The sequence below is a fragment of the Sediminispirochaeta smaragdinae DSM 11293 genome (assembly GCF_000143985.1).
GTDB classification, from domain to species: domain Bacteria; phylum Spirochaetota; class Spirochaetia; order DSM-16054; family Sediminispirochaetaceae; genus Sediminispirochaeta; species Sediminispirochaeta smaragdinae.
Genome location: NC_014364.1, coordinates 3,764,505 through 3,784,260, shown reverse-complemented (window position 1 = coordinate 3,784,260; position 19,756 = coordinate 3,764,505). Strand labels below are relative to the sequence as shown.

19 protein-coding genes and 1 riboswitch are annotated in these 19,756 nt (G+C 49.3%); of the genes, 10 read left to right on the top strand and 9 right to left on the bottom strand.

Going from position 1 to position 19,756, the window contains the following annotated elements; genetic code table 11:
- Window positions 1-30 precede the first annotated feature (30 nt).
- The 3 genes from SPIRS_RS17740 to SPIRS_RS17730 are packed head-to-tail and all read right to left on the bottom strand — an operon-like array spanning window position 31 to window position 2,005.
- Window positions 31-669 (bottom strand): NAD(P)-dependent oxidoreductase, encoded by a 639-nt coding sequence (locus SPIRS_RS17740; protein WP_245537615.1) that lies wholly within the window; start codon window positions 667-669, stop codon window positions 31-33.
- Entirely contained in the window at window positions 666-1,544 is an 879-nt protein-coding gene (locus tag SPIRS_RS17735; RefSeq protein WP_013256062.1) for an EFR1 family ferrodoxin, read from the bottom strand. The genes SPIRS_RS17740 and SPIRS_RS17735 overlap by 4 nt, the downstream gene beginning before the upstream one ends.
- Complete coding sequence (locus tag SPIRS_RS17730) at window positions 1,541-2,005, bottom strand: MarR family winged helix-turn-helix transcriptional regulator (RefSeq protein ID WP_013256061.1); 465 nt, start codon at window positions 2,003-2,005, stop codon at window positions 1,541-1,543. The genes SPIRS_RS17735 and SPIRS_RS17730 overlap by 4 nt, the downstream gene beginning before the upstream one ends.
- 284 nt (window positions 2,006-2,289) lie before the next feature.
- Here SPIRS_RS17730 and SPIRS_RS17725 point away from each other — a divergent pair, with 284 nt between their 5' ends.
- Window positions 2,290-4,089 carry an ABC transporter ATP-binding protein gene (locus tag SPIRS_RS17725; RefSeq protein ID WP_013256060.1) on the top strand — a complete coding sequence of 600 codons (1,800 nt, stop codon included), beginning with the start codon at window positions 2,290-2,292 and terminating at the stop codon, window positions 4,087-4,089.
- 1 nt (window position 4,090) lies between these two features.
- Entirely contained in the window at window positions 4,091-5,824 is a 1,734-nt protein-coding gene (locus SPIRS_RS17720; RefSeq protein ID WP_013256059.1) for an ABC transporter ATP-binding protein, read from the top strand.
- Window positions 5,825-5,892: 68 nt separating this feature from the next.
- Here the strand turns inward: SPIRS_RS17720 and SPIRS_RS17715 are convergent, their stop codons facing one another.
- Together SPIRS_RS17715 and rpsD are read right to left on the bottom strand one after the other, a co-directional pair.
- A complete protein-coding gene (locus tag SPIRS_RS17715; protein WP_013256058.1) occupies window positions 5,893-6,780 on the bottom strand; it encodes a fructose bisphosphate aldolase in 888 nt (295 codons plus the stop codon).
- A gap of 128 nt (window positions 6,781-6,908) precedes the next feature.
- Complete coding sequence (rpsD, locus tag SPIRS_RS17710) at window positions 6,909-7,526, bottom strand: 30S ribosomal protein S4 (protein WP_013256057.1); 618 nt, start codon at window positions 7,524-7,526, stop codon at window positions 6,909-6,911.
- Window positions 7,527-7,744: 218 nt separating this feature from the next.
- On the opposite strand from rpsD, the gene SPIRS_RS17705 reads away from it, so the two are divergent.
- The 7 genes from SPIRS_RS17705 to SPIRS_RS17675 all read left to right on the top strand — a co-directional run bounded on the left by SPIRS_RS17705 (window position 7,745) and on the right by SPIRS_RS17675 (window position 13,023).
- Window positions 7,745-8,182 carry a MarR family winged helix-turn-helix transcriptional regulator gene (locus tag SPIRS_RS17705; protein WP_013256056.1) on the top strand — a complete coding sequence of 146 codons (438 nt, stop codon included), beginning with the start codon at window positions 7,745-7,747 and terminating at the stop codon, window positions 8,180-8,182.
- Between the two features lie 35 nt (window positions 8,183-8,217).
- Window positions 8,218-8,970, top strand: a complete 753-nt coding sequence (locus SPIRS_RS17700; RefSeq protein WP_013256055.1) for an ABC transporter ATP-binding protein — start codon at window positions 8,218-8,220, stop codon at window positions 8,968-8,970.
- Entirely contained in the window at window positions 8,954-10,090 is a 1,137-nt protein-coding gene (locus SPIRS_RS17695; protein ID WP_013256054.1) for a SufD family Fe-S cluster assembly protein, read from the top strand. Before SPIRS_RS17700 ends, SPIRS_RS17695 begins: the two co-directional genes overlap by 17 nt.
- Window positions 10,091-10,330: 240 nt before the next feature.
- A riboswitch (FMN riboswitch) is annotated at window positions 10,331-10,466 on the top strand.
- 234 nt (window positions 10,467-10,700) lie between these two features.
- Complete coding sequence (locus tag SPIRS_RS17690) at window positions 10,701-11,327, top strand: riboflavin synthase (RefSeq protein ID WP_013256053.1); 627 nt, start codon at window positions 10,701-10,703, stop codon at window positions 11,325-11,327.
- Window positions 11,328-11,987, top strand: coding sequence for a 3,4-dihydroxy-2-butanone-4-phosphate synthase (gene ribB, locus SPIRS_RS17685; RefSeq protein ID WP_013256052.1), 660 nt, complete (start codon window positions 11,328-11,330; stop codon window positions 11,985-11,987).
- Window positions 11,984-12,451, top strand: coding sequence for a 6,7-dimethyl-8-ribityllumazine synthase (gene ribH / locus SPIRS_RS17680; protein WP_013256051.1), 468 nt, complete (start codon window positions 11,984-11,986; stop codon window positions 12,449-12,451). Before ribB ends, ribH begins: the two co-directional genes overlap by 4 nt.
- 185 nt (window positions 12,452-12,636) lie before the next feature.
- Entirely contained in the window at window positions 12,637-13,023 is a 387-nt protein-coding gene (locus SPIRS_RS17675; RefSeq protein WP_013256050.1) for a pyridoxamine 5'-phosphate oxidase family protein, read from the top strand.
- 73 nt (window positions 13,024-13,096) lie between these two features.
- On the opposite strand, the gene SPIRS_RS17670 is transcribed toward SPIRS_RS17675, so the two are convergent.
- On the bottom strand, window positions 13,097-14,131 hold the full coding sequence (locus tag SPIRS_RS17670) for an AbrB family transcriptional regulator (RefSeq protein ID WP_245537614.1): 1,035 nt from the start codon (window positions 14,129-14,131) through the stop codon (window positions 13,097-13,099).
- 121 nt (window positions 14,132-14,252) lie between these two features.
- Between SPIRS_RS17670 and SPIRS_RS17665 the strand changes: the two genes are divergently transcribed.
- The gene (locus SPIRS_RS17665) at window positions 14,253-17,501 is read left to right on the top strand and encodes a UvrD-helicase domain-containing protein (protein WP_013256048.1); all 3,249 of its coding nucleotides are present in this window, start codon (window positions 14,253-14,255) and stop codon (window positions 17,499-17,501) included.
- Here the strand turns inward: SPIRS_RS17665 and SPIRS_RS17660 are convergent.
- The 3 genes from SPIRS_RS17660 to SPIRS_RS17650 form a co-directional block, all read right to left on the bottom strand.
- A complete protein-coding gene (locus SPIRS_RS17660) occupies window positions 17,480-18,466 on the bottom strand; it encodes a hypothetical protein (RefSeq protein ID WP_013256047.1) in 987 nt (328 codons plus the stop codon). The two genes, SPIRS_RS17665 and SPIRS_RS17660, sit on opposite strands and share 22 nt — an antisense overlap.
- A 24-nt stretch (window positions 18,467-18,490) precedes the next feature.
- On the bottom strand, window positions 18,491-18,886 hold the full coding sequence (locus tag SPIRS_RS17655; protein WP_013256046.1) for a GreA/GreB family elongation factor: 396 nt from the start codon (window positions 18,884-18,886) through the stop codon (window positions 18,491-18,493).
- An 88-nt stretch (window positions 18,887-18,974) separates the two neighbouring features.
- Window positions 18,975-19,751 carry a helix-turn-helix transcriptional regulator gene (locus tag SPIRS_RS17650; protein ID WP_013256045.1) on the bottom strand — a complete coding sequence of 259 codons (777 nt, stop codon included), beginning with the start codon at window positions 19,749-19,751 and terminating at the stop codon, window positions 18,975-18,977.
- Window positions 19,752-19,756 lie beyond the last annotated feature (5 nt).

Below are 19,756 nucleotides of genomic sequence, written 5' to 3'. Positions count from 1 at the left end.
AGACACAAGATGTTTTGTACTACGGCTTATCTAATCCGATATGCTTACCGCCTTGCGCAGCATGCTGTCGTCGGTAATTTGTTTGAGCATGAAATCGGCAACATCGGATCTGGATATTTTTGCTGTAACAGATTGATCATAAGGGGTAAGCGTACGGTATCTGCCGCTTTTCGGGCCGTTTGTCAGAATCGCGGCCCGAACAAGAGTCCAATCCGTATTGCTGTCCATGATATAGCCTTCCTGGATTTCCTTATCAGCGAACATATTCCTGAGCAGAAAAGGGATCATAAACCGGTTATAGAGCGGGCCCAGCCTATTTTGCTGGGCCTTGCTTTCCCCTATTCCTATCGCCGACATGCAGATGAACCGTTTGACTCCTGTATCTTCTGCAACACGGAGAATGTTTTTCGTTCCGTCCGAAATAATGGTATTCTTTTTCAGGATTCTTATTCCGAGAGCCGAAAGGATGACCTCCTGCCCTTCGACTGCCGGTATGACCGACTTGTAATCAAGAATGTCTCCCTGCACAATCCTGAGATTGCTGTGTGCCAGTTTTACTTTATCGGGATTGCGTACAAACGCCGTTACAATATGGTTCTGTTCAAGGGCCTGTGTCATAATCTCATGGCCCGTGCCGCCGGTTGCACCGAATATCAGTAGTTTCATCATCTGCCTCCATACAGGGCGGATGCAGGTTCTTCCAGCTTTGCAAATCCATCGTTGAGCCGTTTCCTTCCCATTTCTATGTAGGGATGTTCAATGGCACCTGCGGGACAGGTATGAAAGCATTCCGCACAGAGTATGCAGCTACTGTTGTCCCGATGCATGACAATTTCGCCATCTGCATATGTGAACATATCGACAGGACAGGCCGATATACATTTCTTGCACTTGATGCATTTCGCAGCATCGATACGCACTTGCTTAAAGTTTCTATGGAGTTTTTCCTGACTGAAGATTTTAAACAAAAACCGCTCTTTGGGCGGGGCGTATTTGAATGCTTTGGACTGGTTTTCAGCATCTTTCCCTTTAGTGTGAATAATAGAAATAACGTGTTCCACGGCTTCGGCTATGAGCTTTTCTTCTTCCGGGCCTGGCTTGTCCTCATAGATCACATTGGCATACGTTGACGTAAGGGTGTGCTTTGCGGCTATCTTGATTCCGAGTATTGATTTGTACCCTTTCTTTCTTAGTTTCTTCCCCATTTCTTCAAGGGCGACGCTGCTGTGTACACCTCCATAGCTTACAAAGGGTACCGCAAGCTTCGAATGCTGCTCGTCGGGAACAGGCAGGGCCCCGATTGTCTGCAAAATCGTATGTTCAACATGGCCGGCATACAGCGGACCTCCTATGCAGAGGAGATCATATTCGCCAAGCGCTTTCTCAAGGGCCTCTTTGATATGCTCCCCATAGAGAAACTCTGGTTTGCCTGTTATGTTGATGAGTCTGACGGTGTTGTCTTTTTCCTTGAAAGCTTTTTCAATGTTTTTGGCGACCTTTAGGGTATGCCCTGACGGGCTGAATACCAGTATGGAAACATTCATGTCTGTTGTCCCTCCTTTGATAGATCTGGTAGATAGTGCTCGATGACGTCCATGAGCCCGCGTATAGCCTCCGTTTGTTCTTTGTTTAGGCCGTCGAGGTATTCGACTATTTTGTCATGTAGCTCTTTATGAAATATCCTATGGTTGTCGAAGGCAATTTCTCCTTCTTCCGTTAATTTCAGATATACTTCTTTTTTGTTGCTCTCTTTTTTGTACTTACGAATGAGCTTCTTCTTTACGAGTTTGTCTGCAATTTGTGTAACCGCACCGTTTGTGATCCCCAGCTTTTGTGATAATCGGGATGCGTTTATCCCTTCTCCCTGTTCTATGGCATCGATAAAGTGGATTTCCGACTGATGCAGTAATTGACTTGTTCCGAAAGGACGAGGCTTTTTATCATTGGAGTTGATTCGACTCTGTATCTTTGCCGCTTGCCGCATTATCCTCGAGCTTTCTTCCATACAATAATCCCATATTTATTTTAGTAACTAAAGTATTATCACTTTCACTGTTGCTGTCAATATGTTTTAGTTACTAAAACATATTGTTTTAACAAGTTCGTACCAATTGGGGAATCAAGGTATTGAATTTGATTTAAAATTAGGTTAAACAAATTATATTAGGATTGGCGTATTATGCCGTTAAGCTTCATGTAGAGGAAACGTCAATGTTGGCGATTTGCAACGATCTATCTTTGGGAAGAGGGATACATCGGAAAAAATAGTTGATCAGGAGGTCAGGTACGATGCCTGAAAAGAAAAAAGAATTTGTCTTACAGCGGTTTTTACCTTATATGGGTAAAAAGAAAGCGCTTTTGCCTTTGGCTTTGGTATTATCGGGAATTTCCGCAATACTCAATATCCTGCCTTTTGTGCTGGTATGGTACATAACACGCAATATCCTCTCAAACCCTTCGGCGATTGACATGACCCGTGTTGGCTTCTATGCATGGGTAGCGTTTGCCTGTGCCTTGGGCGGTGTTGTCTTTTACTTCTGTGCGCTTATGAGCTCCCACCTTGCTGCCTTTCGGGTGGAGGTAGGTATGCAGAAGATCGGCATGCAAAAGATCCTGTCGATGCCGCTGGGCTTTTTCGATAAGCACTCCAGCGGAAAAATCCGAAAGATCGTAAACGACGGGGCCGGTACGACACACACCTTTTTGGCGCATCAGCTTCCGGATATGGCGGGCAGTATCATCTCTCCCATAATCCTTTTGGTGCTGCTGTTTGTCGTGGACTGGAGGATGGGGCTTGCGTCCCTTTTTCCCATTATCCTGGGATTCATCACCATGAAATTCATGATGAGCTCTCAGGGAAAAACGTTCCAAAAGAAGTATTTCGATTCTCTGGAGGAGATGAGCTCGGAATCCGTGGAATATATCCGCGGTATTCCGGTTGTGAAAACCTTCGGACAAAGTATTTTTTCATTTAAGCGTTTTCACGACAGCATTATCCGATATAAGGAGATGGTGCATGCCTATACACTGCTCTGGCGAAGGCCCATGTCGTTTTATACCGCGATTATGGAATCCGCCGGCTTCTTTTTAATTCCCATTGCAATCCTATTAATCGGAAGGGGAGCCGAGATCCCTCTCGTGCTGGCCGATTTCGTCTTTTACATGTTGATTTCTCCTATCTTTACCCTGCTTTTGATGCGTTCCATGTATTTTCAGCAGAATGCAATGATCGCGGAACAAGCCATCGACAGACTGGATAAGCTTTTACAGTATCCGGGCCTTGGGTATAGCGAAATCACAAAAGAAATTATGAATCACCGCCTGGAATTCAAGGATGTTGTATTTTCCTACGAAGGCAGTGATCAGCCCGCCCTTGATGGTGTCAGCTTTACGTTACACGAAGGCGAAACAATTGCTTTAGTCGGCGCATCGGGAGGAGGCAAAACAACCATTGCCCGGCTGGCTGCGCGTTTCTGGGATGTGGATGAGGGGGAAATTCTGGTCGGAGGGATAAATGTCAAGGATATCCCCAGGAAAGAACTGATGGATACGATCTCCTTTGTTTTTCAAACCACGCGACTGTTTAAAGGTCCTTTACGGGAAAATATCGTTTTTGGAAAGAAGAATGTTGATGACGATACCATTTCCCAGGCCATCGATTCCTCACAGTCGAGGGAAATAATTGACAAACTTCCGGATGGACTGGACACGGTAATCGGTTCCAAAGGAACCTATCTATCGGGCGGAGAACAGCAGCGGATCGCCCTTGCCAGAGCCATAGTCAAAGATGCCCCCATCGTGCTTTTGGATGAAGCCACTGCTTTTGCAGATCCGGAAAACGAGCACCTCATCCAGAAGGCTCTGAAAGAGCTTAGCCGGGGAAAGACGACACTGATGATTGCCCATCGGCTTACCACCGTACAACATGTCGACCGGATTCTGGTGATTGAGCGCGGAAGGATCGCGGAGGAAGGCACTCACCAACAGCTGCTGGATAACGGCGGGATCTATAAGACCATGTGGGATGAATATCAAAGGTCCGTTGCCTGGAAAATCGCGGCCAAAGAGACTGTGGGTATAGGAGAATAATATGATCAGGTTTTTTCAGAAGACATACGCGATGTCCGAGAAGGGCGCAAAAGATCTTCGCGGCGCCATTATCTGGACCATTGTAATGGATCTCAGCTTTATGTTCCCGGTGGTCCTTGGGTTTAAATTCTTGGATGAATACCTAGGCGTTCTTTTACATGCTTCAGGTAGCCGGGGCAGCAGCATCCTCTCTTATGTTGTTATGGCCTTCATATTGTTTTTGGTGATGCTTATCATTACCTATTTCCAATACGATTCGGCCTACACCAGAATCTATGAAGAAAGCGCTCGTCGGCGAATCAGCCTGGCGGAAACCCTGCGGAAATTACCTCTGGCCTTTTTCGGAAAAAAGGATGTCGCCGATCTAAGTTCTACCATAATGGAAGATGCCACACAGATAGAGCAGCTTTTTTCTCATACCGTTCCTCAGCTCTATGCCGCAATTGTCACCATAATCATTATGGGGGTGATGCTGTTTCTTTACAACTGGCAGCTCGCTCTTGCCGTATTCTGGGTGGTCCCTGTTGCCGCCTTGGTTTTTTATCTGTCGAGAAAATTCCAAAGCAGATCGCATGTGCTGCTGTATAACTTGAAGAGAGGTATCTCCGATAGTATTCAGGAGGGGCTGGACGCCATCCATGAGATAAAATCCTATAACAGGGAGGAGGCTCGTTCTCTTATCATTAATGGGGAATTGGACAATTACGAAGAAACATTGATAAAATCAGAGCTTTTGACCGGCGCCCTTATCAATGTTTCGTATGCGATATTGAAGCTTGGCCTTCCCAGCGTCATACTGGCCGGTGCTTATCTCGTATCAACCGGGACGATAAGTATATTTACCTATCTCGTTTTTCTTGTTGTTGCGGCACGGATCTATAACCCGATTATGGAGGCCTTGAACAATTTTGCGGCACTGATATATCTCAACGTGCGTATAGACCGCATGAAAGAGATGGACCATATGCCACGGCAGGAAGGTCGTACCGAATTCCAGCCGAAGAATTATGATATCGAATTCAGTAATGTCGACTTTTCTTACCAGGATGATATGCAGACCTTGAAACATGTCTCCTTTACCGCAAAGCAGGGCGAGGTAACGGCGCTTGTCGGTCCATCCGGCGGCGGGAAAAGTACCGTTGCCAAGCTGTCTGCGCGCTTCTGGGATATTAACAATGGTCGCATAACCCTGGGTGGAGAAGATATTTCCCTCATTGACCCCGAAACCCTCCTGGAGAATTTTTCAATCGTCTTTCAGGATGTGACCCTGTTTAATGCAAGTGTCATGGATAATATACGCCTTGGGAAAAAAGAGGCTAGTGATAAAGAAATCTTACAGGCTGCACACTTGGCTCAATGCGACGACTTTGTCCGCAGGCTTCCGCAAGGATATGCCACCTTGATCGGAGAAAACGGGGAAAAATTGTCCGGAGGCGAACGACAGCGCATATCCATAGCCCGGGCCATGCTAAAAGATGCGCCGATTATCCTGCTGGACGAGGCCACGGCATCACTGGATGCGGAGAATGAGAGCAAAATTCAGAGTGCGCTGAGCGAACTTATAAAAAACAAGACGGTTTTGATTATCGCCCATCGCATGAGGACCGTTTCCGGGGCAGACAAGATTGTTGTTATCAAAAATGGATCGATAGCCGAAACAGGCGCACCGTGGGAATTGGAGAAGCAGCAGGGGATTTTTTCATCAATGGTAAAAGCACAATATCAGAATAATTAACAACGTTTAGTGATGGATTGATAAAGGGGCCTGTTGCAAAGGCAAATATGCAAAAGGCCCCTTTTCTCTTATGCTATAGAAGCCTCGTAGATAGACGCTATGGAGCTTCCGAGGACCGTATCAAATTCCTGATCACTTTGCCGGGCAGACAATCCCTCGGCTAATGCCCGGGAGAAACTTGCAATTAAACCGGAATTCTGGGCCAGCTTATTGTTGGCCTCATTCCGGGTATACCCGCCAGACAGTGCGACGACCCGGACAACACGGGGATCATGCATTAATGGAGCATAAAAGTTGTTTTCATCCGGAATGGTAAGCTTGAACATCAGGCGTACCGTTTCATCTATTTGCCGCAAACGAGAAATAATTTCTTCCCGCATGATCTGTTCGCAGCGTTTTTTTTCGGGACAGTGGATATCCACCTCAGGCTCAAGAATCGGGACAAGCCCGTAGCCGACTATCTTCATTCCAATCTCAAACTGCTGATCGACGATCCGTTTTATTCCCGTCTCGTTAGCTTCCTTTATTACCGAACGCATTTTTGTACCGAAGATATTTCGCTTTACAGCCCGAGACAAGACATCATCGAGATTGGGAATCGGTTTCATGACCTGGACGCCGTCCTGCAACTCTGCAAGTCCCTTGTCGACCTTTAGAAAGGGCACTATACCCTTTCTGTCCCAGAGAAAATCGGCCGTATACATATCATCGACAAGACTATCCATTGTCCGTTCGAAAAGAATGGCACCCAGAATATGGTCTTTTGTGAAGGCCGGGCTTTTTATTATACGCGTACGCATTTGATGTACCAGATCGAACATTTGTGCTTCCGATGAATACTCATTGCTTTCTATTCCGTAGGCAGCCAAAGCCTTGGGGGTGCTCCCTCCACTTTGATCAAGGGCGGCGATAAATCCCTTGCCGTTTTTCATGACTTCCAACTGTTTTTTATTCATCTAATACCCCTCATAAAAATTGCAATGATTGATACCCTTCAGTTTGAAGGTAATGCCTCTTGTTTGTATAAGCAAGGGATTTCACCGGAAAAACGGTATGAGTATCACCAGGATTCGGAACACTACACTTATTTTGAATAGAACTCGATAATTGCCTGGAGATCTCCCACGGGCTTTGCCGCTTCAAGTGACGGATGTGCATCATATGTCGCAATCAGCTTGTCGTTGTCGGCACTGAGCCATGGTGTTCTTGCCCGTCCCGAGTTTACAATTCTTTCTCGTATGATTGCCTGAATATTTTTCTTATCCCGTACAGCAATTTCATCTCCAGGCTTCAGACGTATCGATGGAATATTCGTCGATTGTCCGTTTACCTTGAAGTGCTTGTGGCTCACCATCTGCCTGGCCTGCTCTCTCGATACGGCCCAGCCGAGACGATAGATACTATTATCCAGTCGCGATTCGAGTAACTGGATAAAAATCTCATCGGTGACGCCCTGTTTCCTTTTTGCTTCAAAAAAGGTGGTACGGAATTGTTTTTCGGAGAGGCCGTAACAGTATCGGACTTTCTGTTTCTCAAGAAGCTGCATACCATAATCCGATATCTTCCTTCCTCGCCTGTTTTTCGGGGATTTTCCCGGACCATTGGGCTTTTTCTTGAGTATTCTGTCGTATTTGGGGTTTCCAAAGAGATTGACCCCCAGCCTTCTGACAATTTTTCCTCTTGGCGGCTTTTTTTGCGGCATATAGTAATCTCCCTTTCTCTTTCTTAATAGCTAAAGGTAATAAAAAAAGCTTTGGCTATCGATTCTATTGTAGAGTAATATATACTAAATTAGTAGTCAATTCCGCTGTTTACGGATTTACGTGTTCTTTATACTTTTTTTGTGGGGTAGCGGATGCTTGACAAGTATGTATAGTGGCTATACATTAGTCTTGGTTAAGTTAGTTAAAGAAGGCTACTATGGATATACTGATTGAAGATTTCATGTGTCTTGTAGAAAAAATTGCCGCTACCAGCAAGTGTTCCCAGCGATTTGATACGGATATTGAAATATACCGTAGCGAGATTCATGTTATAAAGCTTCTCGGTGATTATGCGTCTTTGCATGTGTCGGAGATCGCAAGGAAATTTGGGGTTACAAGGGGGGCTGCTTCGCAGATTCTGAAGCGGCTTGAAAAAAAAGGGTTAGTGAGAAAGTACCCGGACGAAAGCAACAACACCAGGATACTGGTTTCTCTTACCGATAAGGGGCTTACAGCCTATCACGGCCACGAAGAGTACCATCGGCGGCATGACGGCGAATTCTTCACCTTTCTGGAAGATTTAAATACGCATGAACTGGAAGTCATAGGATCCTTTGTAGAGAAGTTCGACAAAATGATGGGGAAGCATGTGTAGTTTCTCCTGTTCATCCTGATTATATAGGGGGATATATGATTAATATCAACAACCTGACGGTCGAAGTCGAGGGGAAACAGGTTCTCCACGACGTTAATCTTGATATACCGGAAGGTGAGGTCCATCTATTACTGGGGCCAAACGGAAGTGGGAAAACTTCCCTGATGATGACCATTACCGGCTATCCCCAATATGAAATTGTCGGTGGCAGCATCTCCATGATGGGAAAAGATTTGGCCGAGCTTGATATAACGGACCGGGCGCGCCTCGGTATCGGTATGGCCGAACAGCGGCCCCCTTCAATAGACGGGGTCAAACTGAAAATGCTGCTTGATTACCTCTTGGCGGATCATCCGGAAAGGAGAAATGAGATAGATAGTTTGATTAAATCGACGAATATGGACTCTTTTCTGAACCGCAATATCAATGAAGGCCTCTCAGGCGGGGAAATAAAGAAATCGGAAATCCTTCTTCTCATAAGCAGGCAGCCTCTTTTTGCAATGCTTGATGAACCTGATTCGGGTGTTGATATCGATGGTCTGGAGCTTCTGAGTTCAATGATAAACACCTTGTTCTCACCGATGCGTGACATTCCTGCAAAGCGCAGAACCGGATTGATCATAACCCACTCGAACCGAATGGCAGAGTATATTCATGTGGATAAAACCCACGTGATGCTTGGTGGGGAGCTTATCTGCTCCGGAAATCCGCAGATCATTATGAACAAGATCGTTACATCGGGATTTGGATCCTGTGTGGAGTGTAAAAGACATGAAAGCATCTCATAATAGAATCGCAGGAAAGCTTCAGGCCCTTGAACCTGAAGACAGAGAAGCTCTTTCGGAAGTTGCCGTGACAAGTGCAGAAGAAAATAGGTCCGGGACATTTGTGTTGAAGGACGCTTCTCCTGTCTGTTCATATTCCTACGTGGATGGAATTGAGCTCCTGCCGATAGCCGATGCACTGGAAACCTACGACTGGCTGCGGGAAAGGTACTATTGGGGGCTGATTCCCGAGGAAACGAGTCCCCTTTCCCAAAACAAGGCCTTCTCTGAGAAACCGCTCGGCTATTTTCTCAGAGTCAAGGAGGGAGAGAAGGCCAAACTTCCGTCGCAGGCTGCCCTCTATATGACCGGATCTCTTGGCAGGCAGCTGCTTCATAATGTGGTGATCCTTGAAGAGGATGCCGAGCTTGAGCTCATCACCGGTTGTGTGTCAAATCCCTTCATGAAGGGGGGCGAGCACATCGCGGTGAGTGAGACATACGTCGGCAAACATGCCAAGCTGACCAATACCATGATTCATAGCTGGAGCCCGGATGTTCGGGTGATGCCTCATTCCGCGACCATTGTGGACACCGGCGGAAGTTATGTGAGCAACTATATATCACTTCGCCCTGCGGGGATCATGGAATCCAATCCCGTGACATATTTGAAAGGAGCGGGGGCATCAGCGAAATATTTCAGCATCGTTCTTGGCTCCGAGGCTTCCATGATTACCTTAGGGGGAGATGTCTATCTCAATGCGGAGGGCACTAGCGCAGAGATCGCCCATCGTGCAGTCTGTACGGGGGGAAAGATCATCCAAAAGGGCTTACTCATAGGGAATGCCGAATGTCATGCCCATGTGGATTGTGCTGGGATGCTGATTACCCCTGGATCAGATGGTTATATCGAATCCATTCCCGGTTTGCGCTCTCATCATGAAGAGGCGCATATGAGCCATGAGGCGAGCATAGGAAAGATCGCCCCCCAGCAGGTACAATACTTGATGGCCCACGGGCTGGAAGAACGGGAAGCCATTTCGATGATCGTTCGAGGCTTTCTTGACGCAGATATTCACGGCCTCGGTCCCGAGCTGGACAGAAGGATTTCCGAGATTGCCGAGCTTGCGGGTCATGGAGAGTAACATTTGATGTAAGATAAACGTAGTGTTCGGAATCCTGGTGGTTTTTATGCCGTTTTGCTGGTAAAACACTTGGTTTTAGGCTGGTGCATGCTTTTCCTCATAGTTTGGCTTGTAGTTGACTGCAGGAAAAGAAATTGAGCTTCTTCAATCACCAGGATTCCGAACAGTAGAAAAAGATAACAGGCCGTTGACAGATCTCCTGCACGGGTATACAACATATCTATATTAATTATTGGACAACTTGATTTTCGGGGCAAGGTGAGCCGTACTACGGCAATTCCTTACTGGCGGTAAAGCCCGCGACTTCCTCGTTTGAGGAACTGAACCGGTTAGATTCCGGTGCCAACGGTTATAGTCCGGATGGGAGAAAATCTGAGTTGGGAAGTTCCTTTCCCGCTCACTGATACCAGATCCTTTTTTAGAACAGACGGCTTGTTTGTTCGTACCCGAAACTCCTTGTCCGAAGGAGTTTTTTTATGCCTGAAGGCAACGTATTTCACAAACAGTTCATGCCGGGAGCTTTTGAACCGACAGGGAAAGCTCTGCCCTTCCGAACCTGTATTTACGGGACGGTACCTGCATATGGAATCGAAAGGAGGGAGGCCCACGTGTGTTTACGGGATTGATTCGGGAAATCGGTACCGTCACATGGTGTGTGAGGATCGGCGCGGGCGGTTCGGGTCTGAGGTACCGGGTGGATTGCCCCGGCATCGTCACGCTGCTCGAACCAGGCGCTTCTATTGCGGTGAATGGTGTGTGCCAGACGGTCTATGCCCTTTCCGGTTCAGGTTTCGAAGCCGAGGCCGTGGTGTCAACGATGCAGAAATCTACGATAGGAATGTTGAAGCCGAACCAGAATGTCAACCTCGAGCCTGCACTAAGGGCGGGGGATCCCCTTGGGGGACACATCCTTCAAGGCCATGTTCAGAATAGGGGAAGGCTCCTTTCCCTGCGCAGCAAAGGAAGAACCAGAATTTTATGTGTTGAGGCTCCCACAGGTCCTGGGACCGGAATCATCGGTGAGGGGTCGGTTGGGATCGACGGAATCAGTTTGACCGTTTCGCTATGCCGTGCCGACAGGTTTGAAGTAAATATCATTCCAGAAACCTGGGAGTCGACGACACTGAAGTACAGAAAAGCCGGGGACCTTCTCAATATTGAGGGTGATCTCCTTCTTCGCGGATTGGAAACTGCTCCGGTTTTGAGTAAAGACAGATTGGAAGCATGGGGGTATTAGATGAATATAATTAATGTAAATGATGCTGTCAGAAGGCTGGCAGCCGGGGAAATGATCATAGTTACGGATGACCATAGACGTGAAAACGAGGGGGACATCGTTGTCCTTGCCGATAGGATCGAGACCAGGCATGTCGATTTTATGACACGTCATGCCAGGGGCTTGATATGTATGGCAATCAGCCAGGGCATTGCTCGGCGCCTGGAGCTCAAGCCCATGACCGAGGCGAACACCAGCCTTCACGGGACGGCTTTTACCCTGTCTGTCGATGCGGCAAACGGTGGGACCGGAATTTCTGTCTCCGACAGAACCGAAACAATTAAACTTTTGGCATCGGAAGAGAGTCGTCCTTCCGATTTTGGACGACCCGGACATATCTTTCCGATCCTAGCGAAGGAAGCGGGCCTGTTTGAACGGGAGGGACATACCGAGGCAGCGGTGGCTTTGGCCCGGCTTTGCGGGGCCGTCGAGGCAGCGGCAATCTGTGAGGTCTGTAGCGACCGCACGGACGATATGGCTTCAGGAGCCGAGCTTCGGTCCTTCGCCGAAAAGCATGGCCTCGGAATATTGTCGATTGCCGAACTAAAGGCATATCTCTTACAGCCGTCAAACGGATACGACGGGGTAAAGCATGAAATTGTAAAAGGAGTAAAAGCATGACGATATCTTCTTCTTTAAACGCAACTGATCTTAAGATCGCTCTGGTTTTAGGCAGATTCAATTCGCTGATTACCGATCAGCTTGAAAAGGGAGCAAGAGATGCTCTTGTCAGGCATGGTGCCGACGAAAACGAAATAATATCCGTATGGGTTCCCGGGGCCTTTGAGATTCCTCTTGTCGCTTCAAAACTTGCTGCAAGCGGCAGGTTCGACACGGTTATCTGTCTTGGTGCGGTGATAAGGGGTGCTACCACACACTACGATCTTGTCGCCGCCGAGACCGCGAAGGGGATTGCGAAGGTTTCCATGGAGACCGGGGTTCCGGTGATCTTCGGCGTACTTACCACCGAGAGCATTGAGCAGGCTCTTGAACGGGCAGGGACAAAGGCCGGGAACCATGGATTCAATGCAGCGGTTTCGGCCATAGAGATGGCGAATGTGATAAAAGAAGTATCAGCTCTGTAGTTGCTGATTTGCTGCGGGGATTCGGCCCCGCAGCTTCTTTCTTGTTCCTTCCTCGAAAACAATGCAAAAGGATTCTGCTATTTTAGCGGCCTGTTCATTGAAGAAGCGCGAAGAGCCTGGTACTATATGAAAGGAACCATTATCCTCTTTGCTTGGTTTCCATACAAAAACTTTGGAGTTATATCATGGCTAAACTTACACAGGAAGTACTGACTGCGATTGAAAAGACGAAACCTACATGCATCGCTACTGCAAGTTCCGACGGCATCCCCAACCTGATCTATGTAACATACGTGAAGGCGGCCGGCGATGATATGCTTGTCGTTGCCGATAATAAGTTTAATAAAACAAGGCAGAACCTCGATACCAACCCTCGCATGAGTGTGACCGTGCTCGATCCCGATACCATGAAATCCTATCAGATAAAATGTACGGCGGAATGCGTGACCGAAGGCGAGCGGTATGACTCTGTTGTGAAATGGGTACATGTAAAGCATCCGCAACTTACGCCGAAAGCCGCCTTTTATCTTACGGTTGATGAGGTGTACTCGGGGGCTGATCGGATAGCCTAAGCCTTGATTTGGATGCAGGCACTATCACCAATATTCCTGACACTATAGGATCTCCAAAAAGCGGAGGATGATATTACCTCTCCACTCGTTTTGCCAGGGCCCGTGCGATCACCGGTCCGAGAAGCATAATCGACACCATTCTGCATACCTGCAAGGCCATGATAAAGGGAACATCGACAGGGGTGGTCATGGCAATGATCGCAATGGTATTGGCGCCTCCCGGGCTGCTTGCCAGGTAGGCAGACACGGGATCGATATTGAAGAGATGGCTTACGGCGAAACCAAGGCCTCCGCACAAAAGGATCAATAGCAGGTTGCTTATGAAGATTCGTGGGAGCACGCGGAGGGAGGAGGTCAGAATTTCCCGGTCGAAACGTAGACCTACCTCCCATCCGATAATCAGATAGCTGAATACCGCAAGAGGCTGGGGCATTGTTATCGTGACCCCTCCTCCTACGTTGACCACTACGCCCAGAAACATCGGCACCAGCATCGAAGCCGCGGGAATGCGCGTATAACCGAAAACTACCCCGATGCCTGCAAGAAGGAGGAGCGATACAAGTCCTGTTCTATCAGGAAACTGGGCCCAACCGTCGAATAGGCCGCCTTTCGGTTCTCCGCCTCCACCAAGCCATATTGATGTGACAATCGATGCTGCGAGAACGACCAATACGACTCTGGTATACTGCATGAGCGCAACCAGGCGGTCATCGGCGTCAAAGGCCCGTGCCATAATCACCATTGCTCCGGCAGCTCCCGGAGACGATCCCCAGATTGCCTCTTTAGCAGGGATGACATGCAGGCGTGCCAGGATTAAGCCGAGCCCCCAGCTCAGGCCCATGACGCAGAGGATGACGATTACGAAGAGTGGCCACTGTCGTCCCAGCTCTCTGATAATCTGTCGCGTTAAGCTCTGGGCAATAAGACATCCCATGAGGGCTTGCGACAGCTGGGAGCAGAATTTGGGTATCGTAAGCCGTAGCCCTATGATTGCCATGATGATTCCCACCATCATCGGGCCGAGGAGCCAGCCTGCCGGCAGATGAAGGGCCGTTATTGCAATTGCTGTGAGGGCCGAGGGAAAAAATAGTAAGATCCATTGGAACAATGTAGGTATTCTTGTGATGTGCATCGCGGAAGATGATAGCTTGAATTCTCCTTACTTCATAGCGGTTGGAGCTCACATCCGTGCTCTTTGTAAAAAGGTCGAAAAGGGATAAGCTTGTACCATGCGCTTTATTGGTGATTTTCATATACACTCATCCTATTCAAGGGCCACCAGCCGGCAGCTCAACCCCGAAAACCTCGATCTTTGGGGCAGAATCAAGGGAATTTCGGTTGTCGGTACCGGCGATTTTACCCATCCGGGTTGGGTTGCCGAGTTGAAAGAGAAGCTTGAACCTGCCGAACCAGGCCTCTTCAGGTTGAAAAACGAATACCGCCTTGGAGGAGAAGAGGCCGGGCTGGTTCTTTCCGGTGCGGAAGGTGAGGCTGCTTCCTGTCGCTTTCTCCTTACCGCAGAGATCAGCTCAATTTACAAGTATGATGACAGGGTACGAAAGGTCCATAACGTAATCTTTGCCCCCGATGTTCCGACGGTGGAGCGTATTCAGGAAAAGATTGAGCGGCTCGGCGGGAATATTCGTTCCGACGGACGCCCCATTCTCGGTCTCGATTCCCGGGATCTGCTGGAGCTTTGTCTGGAAGCCAATGATCGCATTTTCTTTGTCCCGGCTCATATCTGGACCCCCTGGTTCTCCGCTCTGGGATCTAAGTCGGGCTTTGATTCCATCAGAGCCTGTTATCGGGACCTTTCCGATCACATTTCTGCCGTGGAAACCGGACTCTCCTCCGATCCTCCCATGAACTGGAGCTGCTCTTTTTTGGATGAATACACCCTCATCAGCAATTCCGATGCCCATTCTCCGGAGAAACTGGGAAGAGAGGCAAACCTCTTTGATACCGGCCTCTCCTATGACGAGATCATCGAAGCCATGAGGGGAGGGGGAAAAGCCGGCTTTCGTGGGACGATAGAGTTCTTTCCCCAGGAGGGAAAGTATCATTTCGATGGCCACCGCAAGTGCGGTGTTTCCTGGGATCCCCTCCAGACGCTCCACCATGGCGGCCGATGCCCGGTCTGTGGGCGTCCCGTCACCGTCGGGGTACTTAATCGCGTTGCCCAGCTTGCCGATCGCAAGGAGCCCCTTAATCGTCCCAACCGCGATCCCTTTTACTCCCTGATTCCGCTAAAGGAGGTTATTGCCGAGCTGGAAGGGCTAGGGCCAGGCTCGAAAAAGGTCGGCCGGCGTTACGTCGATTGTCTGAACCACCTCGGCTCGGAGCTCGATATCTTGCTGTATAAGGAGATCGAAGAAATCCGAACCCTTGCGGGACCGGATCTTGCCGAGGCAGTGGAAAGGATGCGGCAGCGCCAGGTCCTTGCTCTTCCCGGCTTCGATGGGGAGTATGGCAGGATCAAAATCTGGAATCCTGGAGAAAAGCCTCCTGTAGAAGGAGACGCCCTCTCCCTTTTCGGAAAGCGTGAGGCTCCATCCCCGCCCGACACGCTGGGCCTGATCGAATTTGACCTCGCTGCTTTTCAGGAGGAGAAAAAGATGACGATGGAGGCAGCAGACCCGGAAACCCACAACCTTCCACATGCTCAGGCAAAATCATCTTCGTCATCTTCTTTGTCAGAAGGACTGAATCTCCAGCAGCAAGCTGCCGCCGATTATTGCGGCGGCCCGAGTCTTATCATTGCCGGTCCGGGGACCGGAAAAACCCGTACCCTCATTGAAAAGGTTACCCGGCTTATTCATGGAGGAGTCGTTCCTTCATCTATTGTCGCCGTCACATTTGCAAACAAGGCTGCAGGAGAAGTGGCGGACAGGCTGCGGTCCGCGGGAATCACCGTGAATTCTTCCCTTTCCGAAGCCGATGGAGTGAGGGTTTTCACCTTCCACAGCCTGGGACTTGCCATTGTAAAGCCGCACCTCGCCCTTTTGGAGCGCGAAGGCGATTTCCTTATCATCGATGATGAAGAGAAAATGGCCCTTCTGAAATCAAAGAGTGATCTTTCCATCCGGGAACGAAAAAATCTTATCGGCTATATATCGAGGGTAAAGAACGGAATACTCCCTGAACCGGAAGTGTCGAGCGATGATTTCGCTGGCTTTCACTTGTATCAGGGGTTGCTTCAGCGCCATAACTGCCTCGATTACGATGATCTTCTTTACTTGCCGCTTCGACTTTTCGAAGCGCATCCCGATATCATGGATTCGGTGAGAGAGGGGTTCCGTCACATCATTGTTGACGAATATCAGGACATCAATCCCGTCCAGTATGAACTGCTTCGAATCCTGACGAAGGGGGCAGAATTTTGCGCCGTGGGAGATCCGAACCAGTCCATATACGGCTTCAGGGGAGGCTCTCCCGAGTTTATCCGCCGCTTTGCCGTCGATTTTTCCGCGGCGAAGCTTTTTTCTCTTTCCAGAAGCTATCGCTGCCCCGATACGGTTCTCAAGGCTTCTTCTCAGCTGCTTGGAGGGGGGGCTCCGCTCCTTGCCGGTCCCCGGCCGGGTGTTAAGATTGCTGTCAGAAAGACGGCGACCGCCGCCTCCGAGGCCGAACAGATTGCCCGGGATATTGAAGAACGCAGCGGCGGTATGGGCTTCTTTTCCCTCGATAGCGGTGTTGCCGGGGCGGGTAGCGATGGTGAGATTGCTCTGTCGGATATTGCCGTTTTATGCCGTACCTCGATGCAGATGCCCATCCTTGAAAAGGCCTTTACCGATCACCGTATCCCTTTCCGGACGATACGAACCGATTCTCTTTTTTCCGGAGAACCTTATCGTACGTTCCTGAACTGGATCAGGTTTCTTGCTTATGGAGAGCGTGCTACCCTTTTTTCAAGCGATATTGAACGTATCAGTCGAGCGGCTACAGGGGCTGCCGAACCACCTTCAACGCTTCGGGCTGCCCTTGAATGCTTTTCCGATTCGAATCTGCTTGAGGAAAAGGTGGATATTGAAGAGGTCGAGAATGAACTTACCCGCTATTGGGCACCAGGAGGGGATGCAAAGGCCTTTGTGGAGGCATCGCACCTGGCCTCCGGCAGCGACCGTTACGACGCTCGGTTCCAGGCGGTAAGTATCATGACCATCCACGCCGCAAAGGGGCTTGAGTTTGATCTTGTTTTCATTCCCGGTTGTGAGGATTCGATCATCCCCTGCACCCTGGTCGGTGAAAAGTCGGAGGATGTGGAAGAGGAGCGACGGCTCTTATACGTTGCAATGACCCGGGCAAGGCAGGAACTATTGCTCTCCTACGCCGCCAAGAGGACCATTTTCGGCAAAACGGTGGTGCAAAAGGAAAGCCCTTTCCTTACCGCGATAGAAGAGGCACTCTTCGATCGCCGGGAGGCAGCTGCCCATCGGAAAGATACGGCAGATGATGATCAGTTGTCGCTTTTCGACTGAGGGAGCGGTTTCCGGGTTTTGAGGTAGATAAGCAGATATTCTTCGATGCTTCGTCTGGGGCCGTCCGTGTTGCGGCATCTTCGAAGCTGAGTGAGTTGCTGACGTTGGAGGAAGCTCCTGTACAATTGAAGGGCCGGAAGTTCATGCTCCTGCTCTTCCTCTTTCCCGAGGAGCTCCCTTGCTTGTTTCCGGTCGATGGCCGTAAGTTTCTTTTCCTTCATGACGCTTCGCAGAAGCGTGATCTCTTCGTGGCTGAGATTAAAGAGGAATTCTTCCAATGCCGGAAGTATTGAGGGATCGGTATGCAGGCTTTCAATAAAATTCCCCCAAAATAGGGGAAGCCGCATGCTGAGACGGAGCAGTTCCACCGTCCCCTGCAGGGTCCCCAGTGCCGGTACAATATGCTGCCGGGCAACCCAAAGGTCTCTGAGAAACAGCGCAAAATCGACTGTTTTTGCCTCAAAACGGTATTCCCAGAGTGATAGAAGTTCCTTGGCAATATGCGGGATCCATGGCCTATCGGCTCTCTCCTTTGAAAGCATCTGTTTGTAGAGTTCTTCGGCCATGAGGGTAAAGAGTATCATGCTGTAGATCTCATCGAGTTCCTGGAGTTCTTGGAAGGGAAGACCGGTTTTTCGGCCGATCTTTCTCAGCAATCCGAAGAAATGGAGCTTTGTGACGGTGAATCCATAGCCGAGAACGGCCTTTGTGGGCAAGTTGGTAACCTGCAAAAGCCCTCTGTCGCACAGGCGTCTTGTCAGCGAGCCCCGGGTTCGTACTTCTCCGCTTATGCCTAAGTCGCCGGTGAGCGATGGTGAACGTTCTATGATACCCGCAAGCTGCCAAAGGTCCTGTTTACGCTGTTCCACAAGGGCCGACAGGGCCGGGGAACGGCCCTGCATGTTTTCTTCGATATTTCGCAGAAGACGGCGTTCATGCGCGCTGAATATCTCAATGGTTTCCATGGTTTGCTGCTTGTCGTATCACGTTCAGTGTACAGGAGGGGTAATGGCGTCTATGCGTAGGGGGATATCCCCTGCCGGGGCATAACAGATGGTTCTGTTGTGTTCCGACTCCCCGATGAGCGCTGCTCCGAGGGGGGTAAAGATCGAATAGCGCTTTTCATCGTGATTCTGGTCTGCAGGGAAGACGATCGAAGCCTGATGCCTTGAACCTGTCGAAAGGTTCGTATACGCCACTTCTGCATAGAGCGTAACGGTCCCGGCGGGCAGGACCCCCTCATCCAAAACCACGGCAGCCTGCAGTTCATCATACAGATGGCGCAAATAGGGTTCTCTCAGCCTGTTGGAACTTCTCATCGCTTCTATTATGTTCCACAGTTTTTCGTATTCACGGCGTGAAAGTACGATACGTTTTTCTGTCATACCTGTAACCTCCGATAGGATAGTAACTATAGCCTTTCCGCGAGGAGGGGGATATCGACATTAACCATCCATCGAATCTACATGTTTTCTACAGGGTAAGGAGGTAGTGCTGAAGATTTTCACCGCTTCCGGCAATACCGATTTTTTTGCGGATTGAACAGCGATGGCGTTCCACGGTTTCGGTGCAGATATTGAGGGAATCCGCGATGGTTTTGCTGGTAAGGCCCGATCGTACCATATTGCAAATTTCCAGCTCCCTTGGGGTAAGAGGCATCGAGACCATGTTCGGCAGGCTTGAGGGTTTGCATATGGCTTCCAGCCCGGAAGCTACGAGATCAAGTTTCCGTTTATCATCTTCGTCGAGAAGGGCCCGCACCCTTTCCAGCATCGGAAAAATAGCGGTATACAGGTGCCGGCGTATAGCCTTTCCCTGCTCCTGTTCCGAGTTGCGAAGGTGTTCGATTAATTCCGCAAGGGCCTGATTCTTTGCGTTGATTTTCGCCTCAAGGCGGAGACGACAAAGAGCCTCGGCGATCAATTTTACCGCCGAGGACAAGAGTGATTTTTCACGTTCTAGGAGATCCATCTCCCCTGCGGTTGCGGTAAGAACAAGAAAAAGCTCTTCAACCTCGGAGAGGGAAGCAGATGCGGAAAAGAGAAGATTTTGCTCTTTTTGCGGCTGGTCTCCGATGGTACGAATCGAACATTCTACCTTGCAGTTATCGGGACGACTCATCGCAGAGCGCAGAATCGTCCCCGATTCGGCAAGAAGCGTTGTTTCGCTTCCCCTGTATCCGGCCAGGAGATGAGCTATGCGATAGAGACTATCGAGCTCTTTTTCTCTTTCCCGCAGTGCTTCCCTCATGGACA